The sequence below is a fragment of the Corynebacterium durum genome, from assembly GCF_030408675.1.
GTDB lineage: Bacteria > Actinomycetota > Actinomycetes > Mycobacteriales > Mycobacteriaceae > Corynebacterium > Corynebacterium durum.
The window spans coordinates 627,599-652,655 of the sequence record NZ_CP047200.1; the positions used below are offsets into that span (position 1 = coordinate 627,599).

Below are 25,057 nucleotides of genomic sequence, written 5' to 3' on the forward strand. Positions count from 1 at the left end.
GTCACGTGGCGCGTGATGCGGCGTGCTAAACGGCAGGAAGTGGCAGGCCGGATGGCTACATTTGGGGGTAGTCGAATGTCCGAACTCCACCCACAGTGAGGGGCGTGGTTGATACGCTTCAACTAAAGGTGATTTTGGCGCATGAAGGCCGAAATCGAGGTCACCCGAGATGATGGGGCGTGTTCGAATGAACTTAGGTGGAAGCTGGCAGGGTGAGACCTTGCGCGACAACCTTGAGCGGAGGGGAGTATCGCGACGCGATTTTATGAAACTCTGCGGTGGCCTGGCGGCGGTGTTCGCCTTTGGTTCCCCCGAGCGCGCCCCGGCTGCGGCGGCGCAGGAACTGGAGGAAAGCACCAATCTCATTGCTGAACGGCTGGGAAACGTGACCAAACCCAATGTCGCGTGGCTGCAGTTGCAGGAATGCACCGGTTGCATGGAATCGGTGCTGCGCTCGGGCGGTACTACCGTTGAAGATGCCGTGCTGGATTTGCTGTCCGTAAACTATAACGAGCTGGTCATGGCCGCGTCGGGGGAGGCGGCGGAACACGCATTGCATGAGCTGAATCAGCAACCGCACATTCTTGTGGTCAATGGTTCCGTGTCCACGGCGGAAAACGGTGTTTACTGCACCATCGGCGGCAAAAGCTCGGAAGATATTCTGCTGGAGGCGGCGGAACACGCCAGTATGATCTTGGCGGTGGGGGCATGCGCCGTCTACGGATCAGTGCAGGCCGCCAAGCCGAATCCCACGGGCGCAGTGGGAGTGGATGAGATCATCAAAGACAAACCAGTGATCAACGTTTCCGGGTGCCCACCTATCGGTGAGGTGATCACGGCCACCATCTCCTACATTCTCACCCACGATGCCCCGCCGAAAGTGGATGCGGAAGGGCGCCCACTGTTCGCCTACGACCAGCGCATTCACGATTCCTGCCCGCGCCGCGCGCATTTCGACGCCGGGCAGTTCGTGCGCTCCTTTGATGATGCCGGTGCCCGCAGCGGCTGGTGCCTGTATGAGGTGGGGTGCAAGGGTCCCTCCACCTTCAGTCCGTGTCCTATCATTCAGTGGAATATGAAATCTGGGTGGCCCATTGGTGCTGGTCACCCGTGTATTGGATGCACAGAGAAGCACTTTTTTGATAGATTCACGCCGTTTTACTCCACCCTGCCGGATGTGGAAGGCCTGGGTATTGAAGCCTCGGCGGAGAAGGTTGGTTGGGGTCTTATTGGGGTCGCCGCTGTGGGCACCGCGATCCATGGCAGTATCACCACCGTGAAATCCATGGCGCGCCGCCGAAGCGCCCACGACGAGGAACTACTCGCTGCCTTCGGTGAGGTGGATGACCATCACCATGCGGGTGGCCTGGTGGGCCGGAATCTACTGGCCGGGGGCCATGAGGTGTTTGAGGAACCACGCTCAGGTACTGCTGGCACAGATAGTGGTGCTACCAGCCCAGACGATACAGATACTGATACCAACAACAGTGGGAAGGGCGAGTAATTCACATGGCTACGGAAAGGGTTGTCATTGATCCGCTGACCCGCATTGAGGGGCACTTACGCATCGAGCTGGAATGCGACGACAATCAGATTAAAAACGCCTGGAGCGAATCCACACAATTCCGCGGCATTGAAACCATTGTTGAGGGGCGGGATCCCCGGGATGTGTGGGCTTTTGTTGGCCGTATTTGCGGCGTGTGTACTGGAACGCATTCGGTGGCATCGGTGACGGCTGTGGAGGATGCCATTGGGTCCAATCCTCCTAAACAGGCCCAGCTGATCCGCGACCTCGTGATGGCCTCCCAGGAAATCCACGACCACGTGGTGCATTTTTATCATTTGCATGCCCTGGACTGGGTCAACGTGGTGAGCGCTGCGGATGCGGATCCTGCTAAGGCGGTTGAATTTGCTAAATCTATTAATTCCACCTGGAAGGGCAACACAGAGACACAGTTTGCCAAGGTTCGGGACACTATTCGGGGCGTGTTGGACTCTGGGCAGCTCAGTATTTTCACCGGAGGATATTGGGATCACCCCGACTATCGGCTCCCACCTGAGGCGAATTTAATGGCTGTGTCGCATTACCTGGATGCGCTGCAGTTTCAACGGTCGATTATCCGCATTAATACGATCTTTGGCGGGAAAAACCCACACCCGAATTTCCTGGTGGGCGGCATGGCCTGTTCCATTGACCCGGATAAGTCGGAGACGGTGAATCAGGTCCAGTTGGATCAGATGGGGGTGTGGGTGAATGAAATCCTGGACTTTATTAACGGCTGCTATTATCCCGATGCGTTAGCGATCATGTCTGTTTATAAAGACTATTTTGACATTGGTGCCTCCTCGCCAACATTTATCGCGGCGGGCATGGGAGGTGCGCGGTACGAAGGTGGCACTGAACGCCCAGTCTCGTCTGGGCATACTGACATCAAGGGCGGCGTGATCATGGACGGCGACTACACCACCGTCCATCCACTCGACCCGAAGAAAATCAAGGAGTACATTTCCTCTGCCTGGTACACCTACACCGAGGGTGATGATGCCGGTGTCACCCCCGACGTGGGCGAAACAACGGTACGCTACACCGGCCCGAAACCCCCGTATGATTGGCTCGCCGACAACGACAAGTACACGTGGTCCAAGGCCCCGCGTTACGACGGCCGCCCGGCTCAGGTCGGCCCGATCGCCAGGGTGCTCATTGCCTACCTGCAAGGACATCCAAAAACCGTATCCCTGCTCAATGATGCCCTCGACGCAGTGGACGTGCCGCTGGAAAAAATGAACTCCACCGCAGGCCGCACACTTGCCCGCGCCTTGGAAGCCGTGACCACGGCAGATCACCTGGCCCACGAGCTTCTACCAGCCTTCAAAGATGGCTTGCGCCACGGCGACTACGACGTGTTTGACCCCACCAAGTGGGAGCCAAGTTCCTGGCCGAAAAAGGCAAGCGGCTTCGCCATGATGGAGGTGGCGCGTGGTTTTCTCACCCACTGGGTGACCATCAAAAACGGCAAGGTGGACAACTACCAGGCTGTGGTTCCAACCACGTGGCTCGCCGGTGGACGTGACCCCGACGGACATCTCGGCCCCTACGAGGCGGCGCTGGCCAGTAGCGGAACCCACCCCCTGGCGGATCCGAAGCAACCCTTGGAGCCGCTGCGCACCATCCACTCGTTTGACCCGTGCATGTCCTGTGCGGTGCATGTTTTTGATCCCGACGGCAACATTCAGGTTCAGGTGATCACCCCATGACAAACGTTGCTTCCCCACAGCGCGTCATCCGCGTGGCGCGAGCCTACAGCGTGCGCAAGCTCAGCCCCGGCCGACTACTCGCAATGGCTGCGGTGGCGCCGTTTGATTCGGAAGACCCAGTGGACGTAGCGCTGCACGCCTCACTGCGCGTCAACCGCCCCGATATTGTTCCCATCAGGGTTCCCGCAGATGAGTTCAGTCCAGCCACCCCGAAACGTAAATACTCGCTGGTCAGGGTCGATGATTTTCCCGTGGAAGACGTGCCGAAAAACGTGATGATCATGCGCGGAGACATGGAATCCGTACTGGCTAAGGCCACCATCAGCCGCGAGGAACGCACCCTGTTTATCCGCAACGCTGAAGTGATGCGGATGTCCGGACAGCGCTGCCTGGCCGTCGCGTCTGCCGAAATTGCCGAAGACGGCACAGTAGGGGAGTTCTTTGTTGAGGGTTTCGTGGCTATGGTCCTGGAGAAACCCTCCCAGGTGGCCAAGAAATTCTCCAGCAACCCCAACGAATGGGTCCGCATCAACATTTGGTCGGCCACGCTGCGTTTCCAGCACTGGGCCAACATGGCGCTCATCGTCATCATGTCCATGAGCGGCTACTACATCATGAACCCGTTCTTCGGCCCCGCAGCCGAAACCGGCCACGACGTGGGATACCTCATGGGTTGGGTACGCCTCATCCACTACGTCTCGGCCTACCTATGGCTGGGGCTCGGGTTCTCCCGCCTCGTACTATCCTTCACCGCCAAAGACCGCCAGCTTCGATGGCGCAGCCTCTGGCCCCTCAACTCCCGCGAGGACGTCAAAGGACTGTGGGGCACCATACAGTACTACCTGTTTCTGAAAAAAGAAGGACCACTCTACCTGGCGCACAATCCACTGCAGCAGTTCGCCTATACCGGCATTTACGTCATGTGTCTGATCCAAATGCTCAGCGGCATAGTGCTCTACGGTTTGTACAACCAAACAGACTGGTTCTGGGTCATTGTGGCCTACCCCATGCACTGGATGGGGGTGTCCACCATCCGCATGATCCACGCCCTAATCATGTTTGTGCTGTGGAGTTTTGTGATCGTCCACGTCTACCTGGCCACCCGCGCGGACGCCCTGGAACGCCACGGCGGTGTGTCCTCCATGGTCAATGGTGGCGTGTGGCTGCGGCGTGGGGCGAAGCCTGTCGACGCCCCGGAAATCGGGTAGGGAGCCTAGCACCATGCCGGAACCTATTACCGTACTGGGCATTGGCAACCCCATCATGAGCGATGATGGCGTTGGCCTAGAAATCCTCGAACAGCTTCGCGCACACTACACGGACCAGCAGCACCTAGAATTCGTCGACGGCGGAACCTCCGGGATGGAGCTACTGCCCACAATCCAGGACGCCGAATCCATCCTCGTGCTGGACGCCCTCGCGCCGACGGCACACAGTAACCCGGGGGACGTCGTCACGCTTATCGGCGACCAGATTCCCCGCCTGCTGAACTCGAAACTCTCCCCGCACCAGGTGGGACTGCTGGACTTGCTGTCGGCCGCGCGCCTGCTTGGCACGGAGCCGCGCCGGGTTGCGGTGGTGGGGGTGGTGGCCGAGTCGACGGAACTTCATGTTGGGCTGACCCCCACCGTCACACGTGCCCTGCCAAGTGCCGTGGCGGAAGCCCGAACACTGCTGGATGAATGGCTATGTCACTCCACATCGATGTAGGCGACCTCGAATTCCCGGCCGTGGCGCAGATCCGCCGTCGGGGTGTCGCATACGGGACAGGTCAGTGCAAAAAACTCGTCGATCTGCTGCTCCGCTGCGCAGGTCGGGCACCACACGGTTGCCTCGATATGCTCCACGGTGAGTTCCGCGTCGGCGCAGGCGGTGCCCAAAGAGGCGATCGGCCACGCGGCGTGCAGCGCCTCGGGAACCACCCCGGATCGCGTGCCCACCCGCAACGCCACCCGTCGAATAGTACGCTGGTCAGCGGCCTGAACAACCACATCAACCACGCCGGACAGCAAACCTAACTCATGCACACTCCCATTATCGCCCATCAGTAGGAAGGAGCCGCAGGTGAGTACAACGCTCCGTCTCGACCAGTTCGTGGACCCCAACGAAGCAACCGTCATTTACACCCGAGACGAGTCGGGAACCGTCATTGATGCCCGGTTCGACCTTTCTGGACTCCCGCGTCTTGACCCCATGCTGATCGGCCGCCCCGCCGCTGACGTCCCCGACATCGTCAAACGACTCTGCGGCATTTGCCCCGTCACTCACCACCTGGCGGGCACTCGTGCCCTCGACGCGCTTATCGACGCCCCCATCACACCCACCGCGCGCGCCGTTCGCGCACTCCTGCACCACGGTTCGCTCATCGACGCCGCCGCACCCAAGCTGTTTTCCACCAACCAGGAACTTGCCATCCAGCTCAAACGCTTCGGCAAAGCCGTCATGGCGGCCGCTGGGTGCCCCGGGCATTTCCCTGACGTTGCCATACCCGGTGGCGTGCGTGCTGCCGCAGACCCCGATCTTGTCGCGGCGCTTAGCATCCCCGAACTCCCTGAGGCGTTGGCCGTTGATGCCATCGTGCCGGACTACGATGGTTACGACCTCGCGGTGACCAGCGATAACGGTGAGCTCGACCCCCTGGGCACACACATCGCCATGCACCGCAGCGGACACACCGAACTTTTTCCCATCCAGGACTGGCCTCGCCGCGTCCACGAAACCCAGCCCGGCGCGCCCGCCCCCAGGCCCGTCATTGGGGACCGGCCCTACCGGGTGGGTCCGTGGGCGCAGCAGCGCATCGCGGCGTCAACAAGCAACCCCACCGTGGCCATGATTCAGCGCAGCCTTGACGCCATCGCCGAACTCACACACAACCCCGCGCTTATCGACGGCGCGGTGGCCACGGAAGGGCAGCTCCGTGCAGGTGTTGGGGTGGGTGTGGTGGATGGTCCGCGGGGGCTGCTGGTGCATGTGTATACGGTGGATGATGCGGGCGTGCTGGTGGACTGCCAGATCCTCACCCCGACGGCGCAAAACGAATGGTGGCTGGCTGGGATGCTGCGGGAGATGGTTGATGTGGAGTCCTCGATACGTACCGCCGACCCGTGCCTGCCGTGCAGCTCAGCACCGCCCGGGCAGATGAACGTGACGATCAAGGAAGAAAGGCTGTAGCGATGTGCATCGGCATTCCAGCGCGCATCATCTCCATTGAGGGGGATGTGCTACCGAACGCGGTGATTGATGTCGCCGGGCAGCAACGCACCTGCTGCCTGGCCTACCTGCCGGAGGCCCAGGTGGGGGATTATGTGCTGATTCAGAACGGCTTTGCCATGAGCATTGTGGACGAGCAGGAAGCACAGGAATCGCTACGGACCATTGCGGAATACAAGTTGATTAATTACGACTGAGCGGAGACGTTAAACATTCATTTCAAGCCAAAACGCTAGGGTACGGGTTGATTCAGATGGCCATGTGGTGATCCCATCAAGCAGTTCTCACGCGGCGTAGGCGCACATGGGCAAACCCTATTACCGTGACCTCCCAATCCGCCATACAGTTACCGCCGCGATGACCAGAACTAACGCCAGTACTGCTGGCCAGACGGCGGGTTCGGGGGAGAGCAGGTTCACCACCGCCTGGATCACGGAGAGGAAGGCGAAGAAGCCGACGAACCCGACGAGCGTATCCCACATGAGTTTTCTGCGTTGCCGCTCGCCGGGTCGGTGATTGTTGTGGTCGGCCATGTTTAGGCTTTCACGCCGCCTGCGGTAAGTCCGGCGACGATGCGACGCTGGAACACTAGCACCATGATCACCAGGGGGATGGTCACCAGCGTGCCAGCGGCCATGATGGCGGCGTAGGGATACTCGAAGGCGCTGGGACCTGAGAAACGTGCGATGGCCACGGTGACGGGTTCGGTGGCATTGCTGGATAGCTGCTTGGCCAGCATGAATTCGTTCCAGGTGGCAATGAACGCTAGGATCGCCGTGGTGAACAGCGCCGGTGCGGCGAGTGGCAGGAGCACAAGGCGGAATGCTTGGCCTCGGGTCGCGCCGTCGACACGCGCGGCTTCCTCCAGCTCCCAGGGCAGCTGCCGGAAGAAGGAGACCAGTGTGTAAATGGTGAGGGGGAGAGCGAAGGAGATGTTGGGGATGATCAGGGCGCGGTAGGTGCCTATCCAGCCGAGGTCGCCAAACAGCTGGAACAGTGGTGTGACCAGGGCGATTCCGGGGAACATGGAGGCGGCGAGGACGATGCCCGTGACGATGCCTTTGGCGCGGAAGTCCAGGCGTGCGATGGCGTAGGCGGTGAACACGCCTACCAGTACCGCGAGGAATGTGGTAACCGCACCCACCAGAAGTGAGTTTCCGATGGCACCGAGGAAGTCATTGCCCTTGTCCGTGGCTAGGGCATCGCCGAAATTCTCAAGCGTGACATGCGTGGGCCACGGTGTGGTGTCAAAGGTGTGGTCTTTGTTGCGCAGTGCGGTGACCACCATCCAGTAGAAGGGGGCCAAACCCCACACCAGGATTACAACAACACCGCAATAGTTGCGTACTGCCTGCATCATCGGGTGGCCTCCTTGCGTTGTTTCGCGTGTGCTGGGCGCGTTTGTGCTTGTTGTTTCCGTGCCTGTTTCTGCGCCCGTCTTTGTGCGCGTTTCATGATTCGTTGGTCGCCGCTGCCGCTCACGTCAGCGCCGAGGAAGCGGATCATCACGAAGGCCACGAAGAAGATCAGCAGGAACACCAGCGTGGACAGGGCGGACGCGGAGTTGAAGTGGTTCTGACGCATGTCTTCAACCACAAGCTGGGAGATGGTGGCGGTGGGGGAGTTCGAGGAGGAGGAAATCAAGATCACGGGCAGGTCGTACATGCGCAGCGCGTCCAGGGTTCGGAACAGGACTGCCACCATTAATGCTGGTTTGACCAGTGGCATCGTGATCTGTGTGAACATTTGCCAGCGGGAAGCGCCATCCACGCGCGCGGCCTCGTACAGGTCCTTGGGGATCATTTGCAGGCCGGCAAGAATAAGCAGCGCCATGAACGGTGTGGTTTTCCAGACATCGGCAATGATCACGGCAATTCGGGCGGCCCAAGGGTCTGTTGTCCAGTGCACATGAGTGCCCAGTAGGGAATTAATAATGCCGTGGTCGGCGAAAATGAACTGCCACAACTTGGCGGTCACGGCCGTGGGAATCGCCCAGGGGATGAGCACTGCCGCGCGGAGCATGCCCCTGCCCTTAAAGTCGTGGTTCATCACTGTGGCCATCCACATGCCTAGGAGCGTTTCCAATGCAACAGTGACCACGGTGAAAAACAGCGTGATGCGTAATGCGGGCCAGAAATCTGTGGCTAGCACTCCGGGCGGACACGTTGAGACAGCGCCACTGGGGGACATGCATCGTTGCGTGGTCCAGTACAGGTAGTGTTCAAGGCCCGCAAAACCGCCGTCAGTAAATACTCCGGTGGTGGGGTCGAGCCCTTTATCGGCCTGGAAGGATAACCAGATCGCACGAACAATGGGGTAGCCGATAACAATGGCCAGCACAATCATCGTCGGCGCTATAAGCAGCGCCGCCGCGCGGGATTGTTTGGGTGTGGACACTCGGCCCATCACCTCCTCAAACGGTAAGACACGTAGGGGTAAAGCGGAAAGAACAAAAAGGGGAGTGCTCACCAAGGGTAAGCGGCTCCCCTTTCAGTGACATAAAGGAACTACTTCGATGCGTTTTCGATGGCGGCCTTCATGTCGGCTGTGGCAGCGTCAACGCTCTTGTCCGTGGTGAGCGCTGCGTAGGCGTTGTCCTGGATGGCCTTGGAAATGGCCGGGTAGAACGGGCTGACCGGGCGCGGCGAGGCGTTTTCCAGGGATTCCTTCAGAGCGGGCAGGTACGGGTACTTTGCCACCAACTCTGGGTTATCGTAGATGGATGCCAGCACGGGCGGGAAGGAGTTATCAGCGAAGGACGTCTGGTTTTCCTCGTTGATCACGAACTCCACGAAGTCGTGAGCGGTGCCCTTGTGCTTGGAGAATGCGCTGATGCCGTTGTTGTACCCACCAAGAGTGGATACGCCCACGCCGTCCTTGCCCACCAGTGGCTGCACCTCAACCTTGCCGGCCACGGCGGATCCTTCTTTAGTGGCGTTGGCATACATGTACGGCCAGTTCACGGCGTAGGCGGTCTTGCCTTCAACGAAAGCGAGGTTGGTTTCCTCTTCGGTGGCGGAGGTGGAGCTCTTAGCAATCACACCGTCCTTGTAACCTTTGACCAGTTCCTGCAAACCTTCCTTTGATGCAGCGGAGTCCACTGCGGGAGTGGTGCCGTCGGATTCGAGGACGCCGCCGCCCCAGCCTGACATGAAGCCAGCGGTGTTCACCGTCAGACCCTCGTACTGCTTCAGCTGCAGGGTGAGGCAGTCTTTGCCCTGGACCTGGTGGCAGCTTTCAGTCAGTTCACCCCAGTTTTTCGGAGCATTGGGAGCAAGTTCCGTGTTGCGGAACAGCAGCTGGCCATTGGTGTTCTGGGGAACTGCGTAGAGGGTGTCTTTGTAGGTGGCGGACTTGACTGTTGCGGGCAGCAGTTTGTCAGTGTCCACCTTCAGGTCACCAGTCAGCGGGGTGAGCCACTGATTGGCGGCGAAGTCTGCGGTCCAAATGACGTCCAGTGCCATCACGTCGTAGTCACTGTTTTTCGCCTGCAGCGCCTGCACCAGGGTCTCGCGCTGTGCGTCGGCTTCACCGGCCAGTTCCTTCAGAGTCACCTTCTCATCGGGGTGTTCCTGGTTCCACTTTTCGATCACCGGTTTGATCTTGTCGGTGTCGTTTTTGCCCATCGCAAACGTGATGGGGCCGTGGTCCGTGTTGTTGTCTCCTCCGTTCGATGAGGAGCCACCAGAGGAACAACCGGCTAGGGCGATTCCAGCAATCAGTGCCGATGCTGCAAGAGCTGTAGCCGCTTTGCGGGTGTAGTACAACTTCATGAGAGAATCCTTACATCTCGTAGACGCTCGCAGGCGTCTGTGTTGTAGGCGTCTCTACTGAATGTAGTGATATGGAGGTCACAATCGAATGAAAGTAGAACAAAAGTGTCATTGGTAACCCCTTTTTGGGGGTGAAATATCTGCTAAATTGGAAGCAAAGTCACAGTAACCCGTTCTGATTTAGCAATCTGCTCGACGCGGGCGCTATCAATCAGCCCTGACACCACAACCACCGATCCTCCCGCAGCAAGTGGGGCGAGAATGTTCGTGTCAAAGCTCGCGCGATCCCGCCACCCGGCACTGAGCACCCGGGAAGCTGCCAACGGTTCGATCACCGCGGCGTCGAAAAGCGCAGGTAATGCTGGAGTATCACCGAAAAATTGGTCGCCGTAGAACCGGACCGTGGGACCGAAATCCACCACACCATCTGGCACAGACCCACCCGTCTCGACGACCCCGCGACCAAAAGGATCCGTAGTCACCAATGCAATATCGCCGGTAAAGCTTGCATCCACACGATCTGGGGAGCAAAACAACACGTCAGCATCGTCAGTGGTGCCGAACGTGAAATCGACGTGTGCAGCAAGCGCCCCCAACGCGATGGTGACGGCCTGCCAGCTCACCGGCAGGTCAATGGCGATGCGGGAATCCTCATCAAGATCGAACTCCTCAATGAGCATGTTGCCCACTTTGGCCGCCCAGTTATCCAACGTCACTGCGGAAAAATCCAATCGGGAATCCGTGGCCTCGTCGTACACGGTCAAGCGGGGCTTCGCGGCATCGGCCTCAAGCAGGTGACTCAGCAAATTCATAGCATCCAGGGTAGGGGAAAACCGGCCTGGATGCGCTCTAGCTATGTTTAGTTCACACAGCGAGGACCGTCGCCACCCGCATCGATATTGGGAGATTTTGCTGCGTCAGAGGATTTGTCGCTGCCTGCTTGGCCCACTTCTTCGGGGGATTCGGTGATGGGGCTGTTGGACTTCGGGCCGTCGTAGTCGGATCCCACCACCACGGCGACCTCATTGGCGTTGAGGCTATTGGAGGCTTGGATCGGCAGTCCGCCGAGCTCGCCTGCGAGCGCGATGGCGGCGGGGTCGTCGGCACGCGAGGCGACGATGGTGGTTTGGTTGTACAAGCCCGGTTCGGCGTTGGTCACCTGATCGATCTTCAGGCCCATATCACCGAGCGCACCTGCCACAGCGGCGGCGAGACCGGAGGTTTGAGTGGCGTTGAGTACGTTGATGGACGTGTTGCGTGTGGCGTCGAGAAGCGCCTGCTTCGGGTTGTCGCTGGGTGGGGCGCTGCTGGAGGGTTCAGATTTTTCTCCTAGGAGGGTTTGGAAGAACTTGTTCACATCTTTGGTGTTGATGGTCACCACCGACTCACCGTAGTCGCCCACGCCGTCAATGGAGGTGACAGGGATGGTGCTGAATTGCACATTGCCGCCCGCCAGGTTCTGCATCTGCATGGCGAACTGCGCTGGGTCTAGGTTGGCATCCAGTTTCACCGAACGCCGCACGGCCTCGCTGAGGTCAGCGAACTTTGAGGGGCTGGATAGCGTGCCGGACGAGAGCACCTTGTTCACAATTGACGCCATGAACACCTGCTGGCGCACAACACGGTCGAGGTCGCCGCGGGGGAGGCCGTGGCGTTGGCGGACGAAGGAGAGGGCATCTGGGCCGTTCAACGTTTGCCGACCGGCCTTGAATTTAGCACCGGAGAACTCGTCATCCACGGCTTCGTTGAGGCAGACGTCAACGCCACCCACGGCGTCAGTGAGCAGAACGAATCCCAGGAGACCCACCTCGGCATAGTGCTCGATTTTGATGCCGGACAAGTTGCTGACCGTATCCATAAGGGCTTTTCGGCCTGCGTTTTTGGATTCCTCTTCCAGTTTCGCGCCTTCTATGCCGCCTTTTTGAGAGAGCTCTGCTTTCCTTTCGTTCTTGTAGGTGCCGTAGACGCCGTTGATTTTCATGTTGCCGTTTTTGGCGTCGTGAATATACGTATCGCGCGGAATGGATACGGCGGTTGCGGAGGAACCATCGTTGGGGATACGGATCACCATGATGGTGTCGGTATTGTCGTTTTCCTCATCGCCAGCGCGAAGCATATTGATCTCGTCGGGGGTGAGGGCGTTGCCCTCGGCGTCAGAGCGTGAATCGGAACCGACGAGCAGAATGTCGGTGGCACCGTCGGCGGCTTGGCCGAATGTACTTTTATCGCCACCGATTGTGGGACCCTTGCTGAAAGTATTTCCGGCAACATAGTATCCGGCTCCGGAGAGCCCCAGTACCAGAACCGACAGGAATATCAGCAACCCACGGACCGGTGCTGGTCCTTTTTGTCGCAGGTTTACGGTCTGCGTGGGTGCTGCTTTGATGTCGCGCCCTCGGCGATACTTGTCGGCCACGGTGGTTCTCCAGTGCGTCGTACGGCGGTCGTCTTTCGTCAGCTGTGGGTAGCTGTGGATGCTAGCTCAGTCGGTATGGTTAGAACCGACACACTACTCAAGGAGTCTATTTTATGCGCGTGGTGGTGACGGGAAGCGAAGGGCAGCTAGGTTCGGCTCTGAAACTCACCTGCCCGGCGGATATCGAGCCGGTCTGGCTTGGCCACAAGGACCTGGATATTACTGACGAGGCAGCCGTGGCCCGGCACCCCGCGTTTGAGGGGGCGGACGCCATCATCAACACAGCCGGGTACACCAATGTCGATGCCGCCGAGACCGACCGCGATGCCGCATGGGTGCTCAACGCCAGCGCACCGGGGTTTTTGGCTCGCCGCGCCGCCGAGGTTGGGGCACACCTAGTGCACCTAAGCACAGATTATGTCTTTGGCACTGTTGCGTATCGACGCCCCCTCGTCCCCGACACTCTTACGCACCCCACCTCGGTGTACGGGGAGAGCAAACGTGCCGGTGAATGTGTGGTGCTCGACTCGGGGGCGAACAGTGTGATTGTGCGCACGGCATGGGTTTTTTCTGGTGCAGTCTTGCCCACGCATCGCGATTTTGTGTCGACGATGATGGCTTTGGAGAAGCAGCACGACACCATTTCCGTGGTGGATGACCAACACGGTAACCCCACTTTTGCCCCTGATCTGGCACTCGGACTGTGGGAAGTATGTCATGTGCAGCCGACGGGGGTTCTTCACGGGGTTAGTTTTGGGGAGACAACATGGTATGGCGTGGCGCGTGAAGTCTTTAAAAATATAAGCGCGGATCCTGACAGGGTTCGCCCCTGCGCAACGGCCGATTTTCCCCGGCCAGCGGCACGCCCTGAATGGTCCGTCTTAGATACCTCCAGCTGGACTGAGGCTGGGCTGAGAGCGCTGCCGGAGTGGCGCAGCGGTGTTGCGAGGGCTACCCAAGGTACACTCAGACAATTGTGAGCACTCCTATAGCCGTCATCACAGTGACGTACAGCCCAGGCACTTACCTGGAGTCCTTCTTGGATTCTATACCCGGTGCCACGGAAAGGGCTGCGTACGTCGTGTTGGCCGATAACGGTTCCACTGACGGTGTTCCCGAACAGCAAGCTGATAAGCGTGAGAATGTCGAGTTTTTTGCCACCGGCGGAAACCTAGGGTACGGCACGGCCATCAATAGGGCTGTGCAACACCTTAAGGAGCGCAAAGAGCGCGGGGATATAGACGGCGACTTCTTTGTTGTCTCCAACCCTGACGTCGTCTTTGATCCCGGTTCTATTGACGCCATGCTTGAGTGTGCGCAGCGCTGGCCAGGTGCTGCCACCATTGGCCCGCGCATTAGGGAAGCTGACGGGGCCGCTTATCCTTCAGCACGTACCGTGCCCACCATACGCAACGGTGTTGGGCATGCCTTGTTCGGGACCATCTGGCCCTCAAACCCCTGGACCAAGGCATATCGTGATGATGACGATCTCACCACGGAACACCCAGCTGGTTGGCTTTCCGGCTCCTGCTTGCTGGTGCGGTGGGATGCCTTCGATGCCATCGGAGGCTTTGACGAGCGCTACTTCATGTACATGGAGGATGTTGATTTAGGTGACCGTTTCGGTCGCGCCGGTTACTCCAACGTGCTGTGCCCTTCGGCGGAAATTACCCACGCCAAGGGGCATGCTGCGGGGGAGAATCCAGCCGCGATGCTGCCTGCACATCACGACAGTGCCTATCGTTTTATTGCGGATAGGCATGCTGCGTGGTGGCAGGCACCACTGCGACTGGTGGTACGTATTGGACTCAAAATGCGGGCATGTATCGCTGTGTATTCTGCACGTCGCGGACAAGCTAGCTAAATTAATTAATAAAGCCCAATATGAATTGAGGAAAAATGCCTGAAATTCACCCACTTGCCCACGACACTGATGCCGTTATTCTTGTCGGCGGAAAAGGCACTCGCCTCCGCCCATTAACGGTGTCTACTCCGAAGCCGATGTTGCCTACTGCGGGTGCGCCGTTTTTGAAGCACCTGCTAGCGCGCATCAAAAGTGCTGGAATGCGGCATGTGGTGTTGGGAACCTCGTTCCAAGCCGAGGTATTTGAAGAATACTTCGGCGATGGCTCAGAGATGGGTCTAGAGATCGAGTATGTTTTTGAAGAAAAAGCCCTGGGTACGGGCGGTGCGATCCGTAATGTGATGAATAAGCTGCGCCACAATAACGCCATGGTTTTCAATGGTGACGTATTGGGCGGTACGGATCTCAACGCTATTTTGCAGACCCATGAACAAAAGCAAGCGGACGTGACCATGCACCTTGTGCGGGTTGCGGATCCGCGTGCCTTTGGCTGTGTTCCCACTGATGAGGATGGCCGTGTGGTGGCATTCCTGGAAAAAACCATGGATCCGCCCACTGACCAGATCAACGCGGGGTGTTATGTATTCCGCAAGGAGATCATTAACACCATCCCAGCTGGTCGCGTAGTGAGCGTGGAGCGGGAGACCTTCCCGCGCCTGCTGGAGGAAGGACTGCGCGTCTACGGCCACGTTGATCATGCTTATTGGCGGGATATGGGCACGCCAAAGGATTTCGTCCACGGCTCTTCTGACCTGGTTCGCGGCATCGCGCCATCGCCGTTGCTGGCGGGCCAGGTGGGGGAGTCGTGGACTGACCCTACTGCGGGTGTGAAAGGGGGCGTGATTTTGCTGGGTGGCACGGCGGTGGGCCGTGGCACGGAGATCGGTGCTGGTTGCCGTTTGGACCGCACGGTGGTGTTTGAAGGGGTGACCATCGAGCCGGGTGCGATTATCGAGGATTCGATTATCGCCTCGGGCGCGCACATCGGCGCTAATGCCAGGATCAAGGATTGTGTCATCGGTGAAGGTGCGCAGATTGGTGCCCGTTGCGAGCTGAAGGGCGGTCTGCGGGTTTGGCCGGGCGTCGTGCTGCCTGATGGTGGTATCCGGTTCTCCACTGACGCATAGACCCTGATGTGTAAGTAAAGCTTAAGTAACATGTGCTACCTGTGAGTTTGGTTGCATATTTACTACATATAGTACCCCCGACTATTGCCCCCGTTTGAGTCCTTTTGGGGCTGATGTTGCTCGTGTGACTAGCTTGCTGGGAATAGGGCTAGAGGGGGCTATTTTTTTCTGAGCCAGGTTGACTGTATCTAGTGATAGCGTGTGTAATCGGCTTGTGTGATCAACGGTGTTGGTTATCAACAAGAAATAATTGCCCACAAAAACTATCGGAGAACAGGAGCGTAGCGTGGAAAACATTGCAGGCGACGCAATGCCTCGCGGAAACGCAAAGTCCGATGATGGGGAGCAAAACTCCGGTTTGCAATCTTCGCAGCAAGGCCATCGAGTCGAATTCTCTTTCGATGCATTGTTTAGCGCTGTAGAGCAGGAATGGCAGGAACAGGCTCTGTGTGCTCAAACGGATCCTGAGGCATTCTTCCCTGAAAAGGGTGGTTCTACGCGTGAGGCTAAGCGCATTTGTCAGGCGTGTAGTGTTCGCGATGAATGTCTGGAATACGCACTGGAGCACGACGAGCGTTTTGGTATTTGGGGCGGACTTTCAGAGCGTGAACGCCGCCGCCTTAAGAAACAAATCAGCTAACCATCTGCGTGGTGTCGGGGTGCGTCACCACGGATGATTCGGATTGATGGTTGTTGGCTCAATGTTCAAATAAGCCGCAACCAGTGACGTAAGAACTGTGTGGAGTAATTCCACTTTTTCCTTCATGTCGTCGCAGCGTTGCTCAATGGGCATGCGAAACAGCACAATACGCGGACGCGTTGGCCTGCCGCGCTGATCAATTCCGGCGGGGATGAGCCGCCCTAAGGGGACGGGGCCATCTGCGGCTATTTCGTCGCTGTAGTGAGATACATCTGGGTTGAGTCGCATGCGTGGAACAGTGTCTACGGCGATGTCGATGCTGGCAAGCTCGTCGGGAAAGGCGGCCTGAATGGGGGAGTAAGCCTCAATCAGGGCGGCGTCGAAAAGTTGACTGCGGTTGCGATAACGACGCACCGTGCGGGGGTAAACAGTGCCACGCATCCCCCGGCCGCGACGATCTCGAAAAGATCTTATGTGCATAAAACCACAGCATAGCCGGGGTTTGTAGGCTGGTGGTGGGGGCGCGCCGTGGCATCTTAACTACACAAACCTAAAGTTCGGGTCTAGACTTTGTGGCGTGAGTCAATTTCGTCGTTGTTCCCGCCCAGGATGTGGCAAGCCTGCAGTAGCCACATTGACCTATGCCTACGCTGATCAAACCGCTGTTGTTGGTCCGCTTGCTGTTGCGAGTGAGCCGCATAGCTGGGATTTGTGTGAGGCCCACGCTGCTAAAATCACAGCTCCTCTTGGCTGGGAGCTTATGCGCGTGCATGATATTTACCCAGACGCTGATGAGGATGATGACCTCACAGCTCTGGCGGAGGCGGTGCGTGAAGCGGGGCGACACTCTAGCGGGCTTGTTGTTGATGACCAGCCTGCTACACCGCCCCAACAACGACCAGTGATCCAGCACCGCGGTGACGGTGCCCAGGGTGCGGATGGCGCGAACCATCCGGTGCGTCGTTCTAAGGAAATTCGCGCGCATCGTGCGCAACGCCGCAGTCATCTTTTCGTTGTGCCGGATCTCAACGAAACAAATGATGATTCCTAAGATTAGAATTTTTGCCCTGTAGGGCCCTAAAGTAAGGCGGAGAGCCCTCGCGCGGCGGGGAGCCACGCCCTTGGATGTAAGCCCCTTGTGGCGTTACACAACCATCACGCACGGCGTGTGGTGGTACACGGCATAGTAAAGCGGCAAGGAGATAAACCCACATCATGCGCACTCGTGAATCTGTTGAAGCTGTCATTAAGGCATATGATGTTCGGGGGATAGTTGGAGAAGGATTTGACGCCGAGTTTATGCAGGAAACCGGCGCTGCCTTTGGGCGACTCATGCGGGGCGAGGATGCCAACGTTGTGGTGATTGGCCATGACATGCGCGATTCCTCGCCGGGGTTGTCGCGCGCGTTTGCGAATGGCGTCGCGGATCAGGGTTTGAATGTCCTCTATCTGGGGCTGACTTCGACGGATGAACTGTACTACGCCTCGGGCGTTCTGGACTGCCCAGGTGCCATGTTCACAGCAAGCCACAACCCGGCGGAATACAACGGCATTAAAATGTGCCGCTCGGGTGCCCGCCCTGTGGGGCAGGAATCGGGACTTCGTACAATTATCGACGACCTGGTGGCCGGGGTTCCCACGTATGACGGCGCGCGCGGCACGATCAGCGACCGTGATGTACTCGACGGCTACGGCGAGTTTCTACGCGACCTGGTGGACCTGCGGGGCATCCGCCCCCTGAAAGTTGCCGTGGACGCAGGCAACGGCATGGGTGGGTTGACGGTGCCGGCGGTTCTGGGCGCGGCCGGACTTCCCCTGGATATTGAGCCGTTGTATTTCGAGCTGGACGGTAGTTTCCCCAATCATGAGGCGAATCCGCTGGAGCCGAAGAACCTGGTGGATCTGCAGAAGTTCGTGGTGGAGACCGGCTCGGATATCGGTCTGGCGTTTGATGGCGATGCTGACCGCTGCTTCGTGGTGGATGACAAAGGCCAGCCGGTCAGCCCCTCAGCAATCTGCGGGATTGTGGCGGAGCGTTACCTGGCACAGAAGCCGGGTGGGACAATCATTCACAATTTGATCACGTCGAAGGCTGTCCCGGAGATCATTGAGGAAAACGGCGGCAATCCGGTACGCACGCGAGTGGGGCACTCGTTTATCAAGGCGAAAATGGCCGAGACCGGCGCTATCTTTGGTGGTGAGCATTCTGCACACTACTATTTCACCGAGTTTTTCAACGCGGATTCCGGGATGCTGGCCGCCATGCATGTGCTGGCTGCTCTGGGGCATCAGGATAAGCCGTTGAGCGAGATGATGGCGGCCTACAACCGCTACGAGGCATCAGGAGAAATCAATTCCCGCGTTGCTGATCAGGAGGAAAGCACCCAGCAGGTGCTCGATGCCTTTGCCGACCGCATCGACTCCATCGACACCTTAGATGGCGTGACCGTGCAGCTGAAGGGCACTCCAGCATGGTTTAACGTACGGGGTTCGAATACTGAGCCGCTGTTGCGCCTGAATGTTGAAGCTCCGACGCGCGCGGAGGTGGACGCCTTAGTGGACGAAATCCTGGGTATCATTCGTCGCTAGAATTGGTGCCATGCAGGAGCAGGAAAAACTGAAGTTTTTTGAGGTTGCCCACGAAGGCGCCTTTGTCCGGGCGATGGCTGAGGCCGTCGCCAACGGCGTGTTTAGTGACCTTCGTGAATTCGCTCCTCGCTCTATCGTCGCTGTCTGCGGCGATGATGCTAGCCGTCACGCTGCGGAGATTGTCTCCGCATTGAGTGGTCCTTTGTCGATCCCGGTTGTGGTCACCGACCAGCTGCCAGTATTTTGTGGCGCATTGGATGTGGTTTTTGTCACCCAGTCGGCCGGACAGCGTACAGGATGGGGTGCGGAGGCATTCGTGCAAACGGTGGCCAGAGAGGCGTCGCGACGCGGCAGTCTCACTTTCTGCTGCGCGCCGCACCAGTGGGAGGACGCTCCGAGAGGTATGACGGTGCTGCCGAACCTCCCAGGAATGGAAGGGCGGTTTTCCGCAGCACGGGTGATCACCTCCCTGTGGGCGATTGTTGCGGCACTGGACACACCCCAAGACGCGCTGGGGGAGACGCTTGCACACTGCGCCGAATCTGTGGATGAGGAGCTGCATGCCTTGTCGCCGCAGCGCGACGCCCTAGTCAACCCGGCGCGGGGCCTGCGTAATTGGGCGCATGGTACGCGGGTGGTGCACAGCTCATCGTCGGCAGTGGGTGTACGCATTGCGGCCTTAGCGGCCCTGTTGTGGGCCGAGCATGGTCTGGTCAGCAGCGTCTTGTCTGCGGAAAACCTCACGGAGGCGCTACCCGCGCTGGAAGGGTCGGAGCGGGACATTTTCTACGACCCGTTCCTGGATGAAGACGAAGACACGGCGCCCCCGCCGCTTCCCTTAAGGATTGTGATGTGGGTGACCCCGGCGGACGTCGATAAGCTGCCGCCCGCCGAGCTGCTTCCCCCAAACACGCTGATTGAGCGGAGTGACAGCCCGAACACCAGCGCCCTCGCGGCAACACTGATTGTGCTCACCCGAGCGTGGGCCGCCGCGATTTTTGAGCCAACGACCGACTAAACCGCCTATCAACATTATCTATCAACACCGGAGGACATCTATGCAACTACTCAGTGGAGCCATGCGCAGTTACCCATGGGGATCGCACACAGCGATAGCTGAGTTACGGGGGCACGCCAGCCCCTCGGATAGCCCTGAAGCTGAGCTCTGGTACGGTGCCCACCCCGGTGATCCCTCCACCCTTCACGGGAGTGAACCGCAGGACACTAAGCCCCTTGACCAGGCAATTGCTGCAGACCCTGAGTACCATCTTGGAGCTCGGGTGCGTCGAGAATTTGGCGACACCCTGCCGTTCCTCCTGAAAATCCTCGCCGCCGGTGAGCCCCTGTCCCTGCAGGCGCACCCCTCCCGCGCGCAGGCCCAGGAAGGGTTTGCGCGGGAAAACGCTGCGGGCATCAGCCTTGATGCCCCGGAGCGTAACTACAAGGACGATAACCACAAGCCCGAGTTGATCGTCGCCCTCACCGACTTCCAAGCCATGACAGGCTTCAGGCCCCTCGCGCGCACTCTTGAGATTGCTGCAGCTTTGAACTGCCCCGAACTCGACCGCTACATCTCCATGCTGGATGTAGACAATGAGGACAGCAGCATCCGCGCCCTGTTCACCACGTGGATCGCCATTCCAGTTGCCAACCGCACCAAACTTATCGACGCCATGACTGTCGCCGCACGCGCCTATGTTGCGCGCCCCGACGCCGTGGACTGGATTGCTGACACCCTGAACAATATCCTGCTGCTGGATGAACGCTACCCGGGGGATTCTGGTGTCCTCGGGGCGTTCCTTCTGAACAAAATCAACCTGAAACCTGGTGAAGCCATCTATCTTGATGCTGGCGAGCTGCATGCCTATGTGCATGGTCTGGGCATTGAAATCATGGCCAACTCGGACAATGTTCTCCGCGGTGGGCTGACCACCAAACACGTGGACGTTCCAGAACTGGTGCGGGTACTCAACTTTACGCCGCTGACGGACCCCAGCATTCGGGAATCCGACCTTGCTGAGACCACAACGGCAAATAGAATTACCTACCCGGTGCCCATCAACGAGTTCGCGCTCTCTGCGCTGAATTTTGATGGTTCGGGCGAGGAGACGGTGGAGTGGTCTAGCGATGGCCCCAGCATTGTGCTGTGTACGGGTGGTGAGCTGCACCTTACCGACTCGGGTTCTGAACTAGTCATACACCCGGGGGAGTCCGTGTGGATCCCTGCCGCCAATGACCAAGTGACTATTCGCTCAGGTGGTGGTGCTGCGCAGGCATTTGTGGCATCGGTGTAGGCCGGAGCGATTTTGTGTCGCAGTGATCTGTGTAGGGCCTGCCGAAACGTGAACGGTGTAACGCCTTGAGCAGCGTTTACGCAAGGTAGGCCCCCACTGCCAGGTTTGAAAATGGGGTGTTGTCGTGCCTGGCGGATTATTCTGTCGAAGCTGAGTCTGTTGGCTCGGCCGAATATGTAGTGCTAAAGCTCGTTGCGTTGGGCATACTGTCTTGGCCATGCACTGTCGTGGTGTTATTTTCGTTGGCTGCTGCCTGGTCAGCCGGACTGTAGGAAGACGGGGCGGCCTGCTCAGACTGCTGGCTTTGTGTGCCTGCGGAACCCTGCTGTGTGGGTTGCTCGTTCTGGGTAGCTGTTTCAGCAGTGTTGTCGCTGGATTGCTGAGTGCCAGAAGTGTTGCTGCCGGAGGCATCGATGGGGACATCGGGGCCGCCCATGCCATTAAATTCGCGTGTTTTCTGTTGTCCTGTGCTGGTATGTTCGCCGCTAGTGAGGTCGCTAGGCGTAGGCGTGTTCGATGCAGTGGCGGGAGACTGCCCCGACTGCTGCCCATTGCCCTGGGGAGATGGGTAGCTGGGTAGGTGTTGGCCAGGAAGCTGATTGGGTGAATGCGGCCGTGATGGAATCGCCGACGGTTCCTGCGAACTCGTGTCGTTTCCCGAGTTTCCTGTCGAGGGGCTTTCTTCTTCAATGAAATTGTCGTTACCCGAGCCGGGAGTTGGCCGTGTATTGGTTGATGGTCCTGCCAGGCTGGGGGCGGGTACATTGTTGTCGCCACGCTCCTGAGTATCCGGCCTGCGATGGGTATTGCCGCCACCAGTATTGGGCTGGCCAGGATTGGCTGGGTTGTTATCAGGATTGTTATTCCTGGGTGTGGTTTTTCCTCGAACAGGACCTGGGGCACCCGGAGTGTTTAATGGGTTTGGTTCAGCAAAATTCCTGCTGGCCTGTGCTTGGGGGCGGTACAGTTTTGTCGGCGCTACTTCAGGCGTATCCCGGGGGACAAATGCGTTGGGTGGCAGCAGGGGGTCACCCATCAAAGGGGAGGCCACGGCCGTAGGCGGGGCCGGAATATCCGATGAACTGGATGTTGTCTTGGTGGATGATGAGGAAGTGGTTGAGGGAATGGAAGACCTGTCGCTAGCTTTTTGAGCATCGGGGCTAGTAGATTGCCATACAGCATATCCGACACCGCCTGCGGCTATGCATCCAACGGTGGTGAATATGACAAAGCCGCGAGTGTCTGCTTTCACCAGTTTGTCTCCTCAACTACATTCGCAATTAACTAATCACAGTCATTAGCGCTGACAATAGCACGGCCGGGTAGGTTTTTGGTAGAGCAACACTAAGAAGATTAACTAGTTTACAGGAGGAAATGATGGGAGCGTGGGACGACGCGATCTTTTCCGAGGAAGTCAACGTTGACTTCCTTGATGAGCTGGCCAACCTCGATGAAGAGGACGTTCTGGAAGCTGTGGAAGATGCGTGCACCGTTGTGGCGAAACAGGATTCTGTCAGCGACGATGAAGTAAAAAATGCATTGTGTGCTGCAACAATTGCTGCTATTTGGGCGGGTGCGCCTTTTTCGGCGGGAGAAGTTGCTGACACGTACACTTTTATCCGGGAAATGAGAGGGTCGGGTTCTGATCAGTTGCGCGAAGTCGCGTTGGATGTGTTGGAAAATGCGGATGTGGATGAAGACCTGGATGTGTATATTGAGGCCCTCACCTAGCCCCTGACCTAGCGTCCGCTGGGGCTTCTATTACGATGGTGGCTGCGTACATGCCTAATCCATTCCCACTGTTTCAAGGAGTCCCAGGTGAACTTCAAGGTCGCGGACCTCACATTGGCCGATGCTGGCCGCCATCAGATCCGACTCGCCGAGTATGAGATGCCCGGCTTGATGGAGCTGCGCAGGGAATATGGTCCTGAGCAGCCACTGAAGGGGGCTCGCATCGCGGGTTCCATTCACATGACTGTGCAAACAGCTGTGCTGATTGAAACGCTGGTGGCGTTGGGGGCGCAGGTGCGCTGGGCGTCGTGCAATATTTTCTCCACTCAGGATGAGGCTGCGGCTGCTGTGGTGGTGGGGCAGGGCACGCCCGAGGATCCGCAGGGTGTGCCGGTCTTCGCCTGGAAGGGGGAAACCCTCGACGAGTACTGGTGGTGCCTGGACCAGATTTTCACCTGGGGCACTGATGATCAGGGCAACGAGATCCTTCCGAACATGATTCTGGACGATGGCGGGGATGCCACCATGGCCGTGATTCGGGGCACGCAGTTCGAAGAAGCCGGTGTTGTGCCCGCCACACAGCCCGATGATTCGGATGAGTACATTGCCTTCCTGGGCATGCTGCGCGAGTCCGTGGCCAAGGATAAAAGCCGTTGGACCCGAATCGGCAAGGCCGTGAAGGGCGTGACGGAGGAAACCACCACGGGCGTGCACCGCCTCTACCACTTCGCTGAGGAAGGGGTGTTGCCGTTCCCCGCGATGAATGTCAACGACGCGGTGACCAAGTCCAAGTTCGACAACAAGTACGGCACCCGGCATTCCTTGATTGACGGCATCAACCGCGCCACCGACATGCTGATGGGCGGCAAAAACGTGCTGATTTGCGGCTATGGTGACGTCGGTAAGGGCTGTGCCGAGGCAATGGCGGGCCAGGGTGCGCGTGTCAAAGTCACGGAGGCTGATCCGATCAATGCCTTGCAGGCACTCATGGATGGTTTCCCGGTGGTCACGGTCGACCAGGCCATCGCCGACGCGGATATCGTGATCACCGCCACCGGCAACCTGGGGATCATTACCTTCGATCAGATGCTGGCCATGAAGGATCACGCCGTTCTGGGCAACATTGGGCATTTTGATAACGAGATCGACATGCACTCCCTGTTGCACCGTGATGACGTCAGCCGCGTAACGATCAAGCCGCAGGTTGATGAGTTCACGCTGCCGAACGGCCGCTCCATTGTGGTGCTTTCGGAAGGGCGTCTGCTGAACCTGGGTAACGCTACCGGTCACCCGAGTTTTGTTATGTCTACGTCGTTTGCAGACCAGACCATCGCCCAGATCGAGCTGTTTCAGAACGGCGACAAGTACAGCAACGAGGTGTACCGCCTGCCCAAGATCCTCGACGAGAAGGTAGCCCGCATCCACGTCGAGGCCCTGGGCGGCCAGATCACCGAACTCACCAAGGAACAGGCAGAGTACATCGGCGTGGACGTCGCGGGTCCCTACAAGCCCGAGCACTACCGCTACTGATCATGATCATCAGCATCGAAGGTATCGATGGCGCGGGCAAAAACACCCTTGTTCGCGCCCTCACCTCGCGTATCGACGCCGCGACATTGACGTTTCCACGCTATGACACCTCCATCCACGCTCAGCTAGCTGCCCGCGCCCTGCACGGGCAGATGGGGGATTTGGTGGATAGCGCCCACGGCATGGCAACGTTGTTCGCGTTAGATCGGTATGGTGCGCGCGAGGTGTTAGATCGCTACGCCGACTCTGATGAGGTGTTACTGCTGGACCGCTATGTCGCCTCCAATGCGGCCTACACAGCGGCCCGCTTGAAAGACGATGCGGCGTTCGACTGGGTCTACGACTTGGAATTTGGGCAGCTGGGCTTGCCTGTGCCGCACCTGCAGGTGTTGTTGGAAACGTCGGTGGACGAGGCGTCGATACGTGCCCAAAAGCGGGAAGCCTACGACGCAACACGCACCCGGGATGCCTACGAAAAAGATGGCGAACTGCAGGACCGTACTTTTGCCGCCTACCAGCAGTTAGCCGCGAAACAGTGGGCCAGTCCGTGGCTGACTAGCAGTGACGCGGACGACGTGAGTGAACACATCATACAGGTTATTTCTTCATAACTATGACACCATAGAAC

26 protein-coding genes are annotated in these 25,057 nt (G+C 58.5%); 17 read left to right on the forward strand and 9 right to left on the reverse strand.

Annotation, left to right across the window (positions count from 1 at the left end; translation table 11 throughout):
* Positions 1-187 precede the first annotated feature (187 nt).
* From CDUR_RS02910 to CDUR_RS02925, 4 genes are read left to right on the forward strand one after another with little or no spacing between them, the layout of a single operon-like run.
* Positions 188-1,504, forward strand: a complete 1,317-nt coding sequence (locus CDUR_RS02910; RefSeq protein WP_233452984.1) for a hydrogenase small subunit — start codon at positions 188-190, stop codon at positions 1,502-1,504.
* A 5-nt stretch (positions 1,505-1,509) separates the two neighbouring features.
* Positions 1,510-3,255, forward strand: coding sequence for a nickel-dependent hydrogenase large subunit (locus CDUR_RS02915; protein WP_179418924.1), 1,746 nt, complete (start codon positions 1,510-1,512; stop codon positions 3,253-3,255).
* Positions 3,252-4,463 carry a Ni/Fe-hydrogenase, b-type cytochrome subunit gene (gene cybH, locus CDUR_RS02920; protein ID WP_179418925.1) on the forward strand — a complete coding sequence of 404 codons (1,212 nt, stop codon included), beginning with the start codon at positions 3,252-3,254 and terminating at the stop codon, positions 4,461-4,463. The genes CDUR_RS02915 and cybH overlap by 4 nt, the downstream gene beginning before the upstream one ends.
* A 13-nt stretch (positions 4,464-4,476) precedes the next feature.
* Positions 4,477-4,965, forward strand: a complete 489-nt coding sequence (locus CDUR_RS02925) for a HyaD/HybD family hydrogenase maturation endopeptidase (RefSeq protein ID WP_179418926.1) — start codon at positions 4,477-4,479, stop codon at positions 4,963-4,965.
* Here CDUR_RS02925 and CDUR_RS02930 read toward each other — a convergent pair.
* On the reverse strand, positions 4,947-5,282 hold the full coding sequence (locus tag CDUR_RS02930) for a hydrogenase maturation nickel metallochaperone HypA/HybF (RefSeq protein WP_290208028.1): 336 nt from the start codon (positions 5,280-5,282) through the stop codon (positions 4,947-4,949). The two genes, CDUR_RS02925 and CDUR_RS02930, sit on opposite strands and share 19 nt — an antisense overlap.
* 37 nt (positions 5,283-5,319) lie before the next feature.
* Here CDUR_RS02930 and CDUR_RS02935 point away from each other — a divergent pair, with 37 nt between their 5' ends.
* A complete protein-coding gene (locus CDUR_RS02935) occupies positions 5,320-6,426 on the forward strand; it encodes a nickel-dependent hydrogenase large subunit (protein WP_179418928.1) in 1,107 nt (368 codons plus the stop codon).
* Positions 6,427-6,428: 2 nt separating this feature from the next.
* On the forward strand, positions 6,429-6,662 hold the full coding sequence (locus CDUR_RS02940) for a HypC/HybG/HupF family hydrogenase formation chaperone (protein WP_006062521.1): 234 nt from the start codon (positions 6,429-6,431) through the stop codon (positions 6,660-6,662).
* Between the two features lie 120 nt (positions 6,663-6,782).
* Here the strand turns inward: CDUR_RS02940 and CDUR_RS02945 are convergent, their stop codons facing one another.
* The 6 genes from CDUR_RS02945 to CDUR_RS02970 form a co-directional block, all read right to left on the reverse strand.
* Positions 6,783-6,998, reverse strand: coding sequence for a hypothetical protein (locus tag CDUR_RS02945; protein ID WP_179418929.1), 216 nt, complete (start codon positions 6,996-6,998; stop codon positions 6,783-6,785).
* Positions 6,999-7,000: 2 nt separating this feature from the next.
* Positions 7,001-7,822 carry a carbohydrate ABC transporter permease gene (locus tag CDUR_RS02950; RefSeq protein WP_179419189.1) on the reverse strand — a complete coding sequence of 274 codons (822 nt, stop codon included), beginning with the start codon at positions 7,820-7,822 and terminating at the stop codon, positions 7,001-7,003.
* A complete protein-coding gene (locus tag CDUR_RS02955) occupies positions 7,822-8,871 on the reverse strand; it encodes a carbohydrate ABC transporter permease (RefSeq protein WP_218865903.1) in 1,050 nt (349 codons plus the stop codon). Before CDUR_RS02955 ends, CDUR_RS02950 begins: the two co-directional genes overlap by 1 nt.
* Before the next feature lie 101 nt (positions 8,872-8,972).
* A complete protein-coding gene (locus tag CDUR_RS02960; RefSeq protein WP_179418931.1) occupies positions 8,973-10,238 on the reverse strand; it encodes an ABC transporter substrate-binding protein in 1,266 nt (421 codons plus the stop codon).
* Positions 10,239-10,381: 143 nt separating this feature from the next.
* On the reverse strand, positions 10,382-11,050 hold the full coding sequence (locus tag CDUR_RS02965; protein ID WP_179418932.1) for a TIGR03089 family protein: 669 nt from the start codon (positions 11,048-11,050) through the stop codon (positions 10,382-10,384).
* 47 nt (positions 11,051-11,097) lie between these two features.
* Entirely contained in the window at positions 11,098-12,654 is a 1,557-nt protein-coding gene (locus CDUR_RS02970; protein WP_179418933.1) for an LCP family protein, read from the reverse strand.
* 113 nt (positions 12,655-12,767) lie between these two features.
* On the opposite strand from CDUR_RS02970, the gene rfbD reads away from it, so the two are divergent.
* The 4 genes from rfbD to CDUR_RS02990 all read left to right on the forward strand — a co-directional run bounded on the left by rfbD (position 12,768) and on the right by CDUR_RS02990 (position 16,285).
* Positions 12,768-13,634: a dTDP-4-dehydrorhamnose reductase gene (gene rfbD, locus CDUR_RS02975; protein ID WP_179418934.1), complete on the forward strand. Its 867-nt coding sequence runs from the start codon at positions 12,768-12,770 to the stop codon at positions 13,632-13,634.
* The gene (locus tag CDUR_RS02980; protein WP_006062513.1) at positions 13,631-14,518 is read left to right on the forward strand and encodes a glycosyltransferase family 2 protein; all 888 of its coding nucleotides are present in this window, start codon (positions 13,631-13,633) and stop codon (positions 14,516-14,518) included. Before rfbD ends, CDUR_RS02980 begins: the two co-directional genes overlap by 4 nt.
* A gap of 35 nt (positions 14,519-14,553) precedes the next feature.
* The gene (gene manB / locus CDUR_RS02985; RefSeq protein WP_006062512.1) at positions 14,554-15,645 is read left to right on the forward strand and encodes a mannose-1-phosphate guanylyltransferase; all 1,092 of its coding nucleotides are present in this window, start codon (positions 14,554-14,556) and stop codon (positions 15,643-15,645) included.
* Between the two features lie 286 nt (positions 15,646-15,931).
* Positions 15,932-16,285 (forward strand): WhiB family transcriptional regulator, encoded by a 354-nt coding sequence (locus tag CDUR_RS02990; RefSeq protein ID WP_375379369.1) that lies wholly within the window; start codon positions 15,932-15,934, stop codon positions 16,283-16,285.
* A 24-nt stretch (positions 16,286-16,309) separates the two neighbouring features.
* Here the strand turns inward: CDUR_RS02990 and CDUR_RS02995 are convergent, their stop codons facing one another.
* Positions 16,310-16,765: a metallopeptidase family protein gene (locus CDUR_RS02995; RefSeq protein ID WP_040359105.1), complete on the reverse strand. Its 456-nt coding sequence runs from the start codon at positions 16,763-16,765 to the stop codon at positions 16,310-16,312.
* Between the two features lie 97 nt (positions 16,766-16,862).
* On the opposite strand from CDUR_RS02995, the gene CDUR_RS03000 reads away from it, so the two are divergent.
* The 4 genes from CDUR_RS03000 (at position 16,863) to manA (ending at position 21,168) form a co-directional block, all read left to right on the forward strand.
* Positions 16,863-17,336, forward strand: coding sequence for a DUF3499 domain-containing protein (locus tag CDUR_RS03000; RefSeq protein WP_040359104.1), 474 nt, complete (start codon positions 16,863-16,865; stop codon positions 17,334-17,336).
* Positions 17,337-17,500: 164 nt separating this feature from the next.
* Positions 17,501-18,874 carry a phosphomannomutase/phosphoglucomutase gene (locus CDUR_RS03005; protein WP_179418935.1) on the forward strand — a complete coding sequence of 458 codons (1,374 nt, stop codon included), beginning with the start codon at positions 17,501-17,503 and terminating at the stop codon, positions 18,872-18,874.
* A 10-nt stretch (positions 18,875-18,884) separates the two neighbouring features.
* The gene (locus tag CDUR_RS03010; RefSeq protein WP_179418936.1) at positions 18,885-19,892 is read left to right on the forward strand and encodes a hypothetical protein; all 1,008 of its coding nucleotides are present in this window, start codon (positions 18,885-18,887) and stop codon (positions 19,890-19,892) included.
* A gap of 40 nt (positions 19,893-19,932) precedes the next feature.
* Complete coding sequence (gene manA / locus CDUR_RS03015; RefSeq protein ID WP_179418937.1) at positions 19,933-21,168, forward strand: mannose-6-phosphate isomerase, class I; 1,236 nt, start codon at positions 19,933-19,935, stop codon at positions 21,166-21,168.
* 136 nt (positions 21,169-21,304) lie between these two features.
* On the opposite strand, the gene CDUR_RS03020 is transcribed toward manA, so the two are convergent.
* The gene (locus CDUR_RS03020; RefSeq protein ID WP_179418938.1) at positions 21,305-22,420 is read right to left on the reverse strand and encodes a hypothetical protein; all 1,116 of its coding nucleotides are present in this window, start codon (positions 22,418-22,420) and stop codon (positions 21,305-21,307) included.
* A 125-nt stretch (positions 22,421-22,545) separates the two neighbouring features.
* On the opposite strand from CDUR_RS03020, the gene CDUR_RS03025 reads away from it, so the two are divergent.
* The 3 genes from CDUR_RS03025 (at position 22,546) to CDUR_RS03035 (ending at position 25,040) form a co-directional block, all read left to right on the forward strand.
* Entirely contained in the window at positions 22,546-22,899 is a 354-nt protein-coding gene (locus tag CDUR_RS03025) for a DUF4259 domain-containing protein (RefSeq protein ID WP_179419191.1), read from the forward strand.
* 87 nt (positions 22,900-22,986) lie between these two features.
* On the forward strand, positions 22,987-24,429 hold the full coding sequence (gene ahcY / locus CDUR_RS03030) for an adenosylhomocysteinase (protein ID WP_179418939.1): 1,443 nt from the start codon (positions 22,987-22,989) through the stop codon (positions 24,427-24,429).
* Between the two features lie 2 nt (positions 24,430-24,431).
* The gene (locus CDUR_RS03035; protein WP_006062502.1) at positions 24,432-25,040 is read left to right on the forward strand and encodes a dTMP kinase; all 609 of its coding nucleotides are present in this window, start codon (positions 24,432-24,434) and stop codon (positions 25,038-25,040) included.
* The last annotated feature ends 17 nt before the right edge of the window (positions 25,041-25,057 follow it).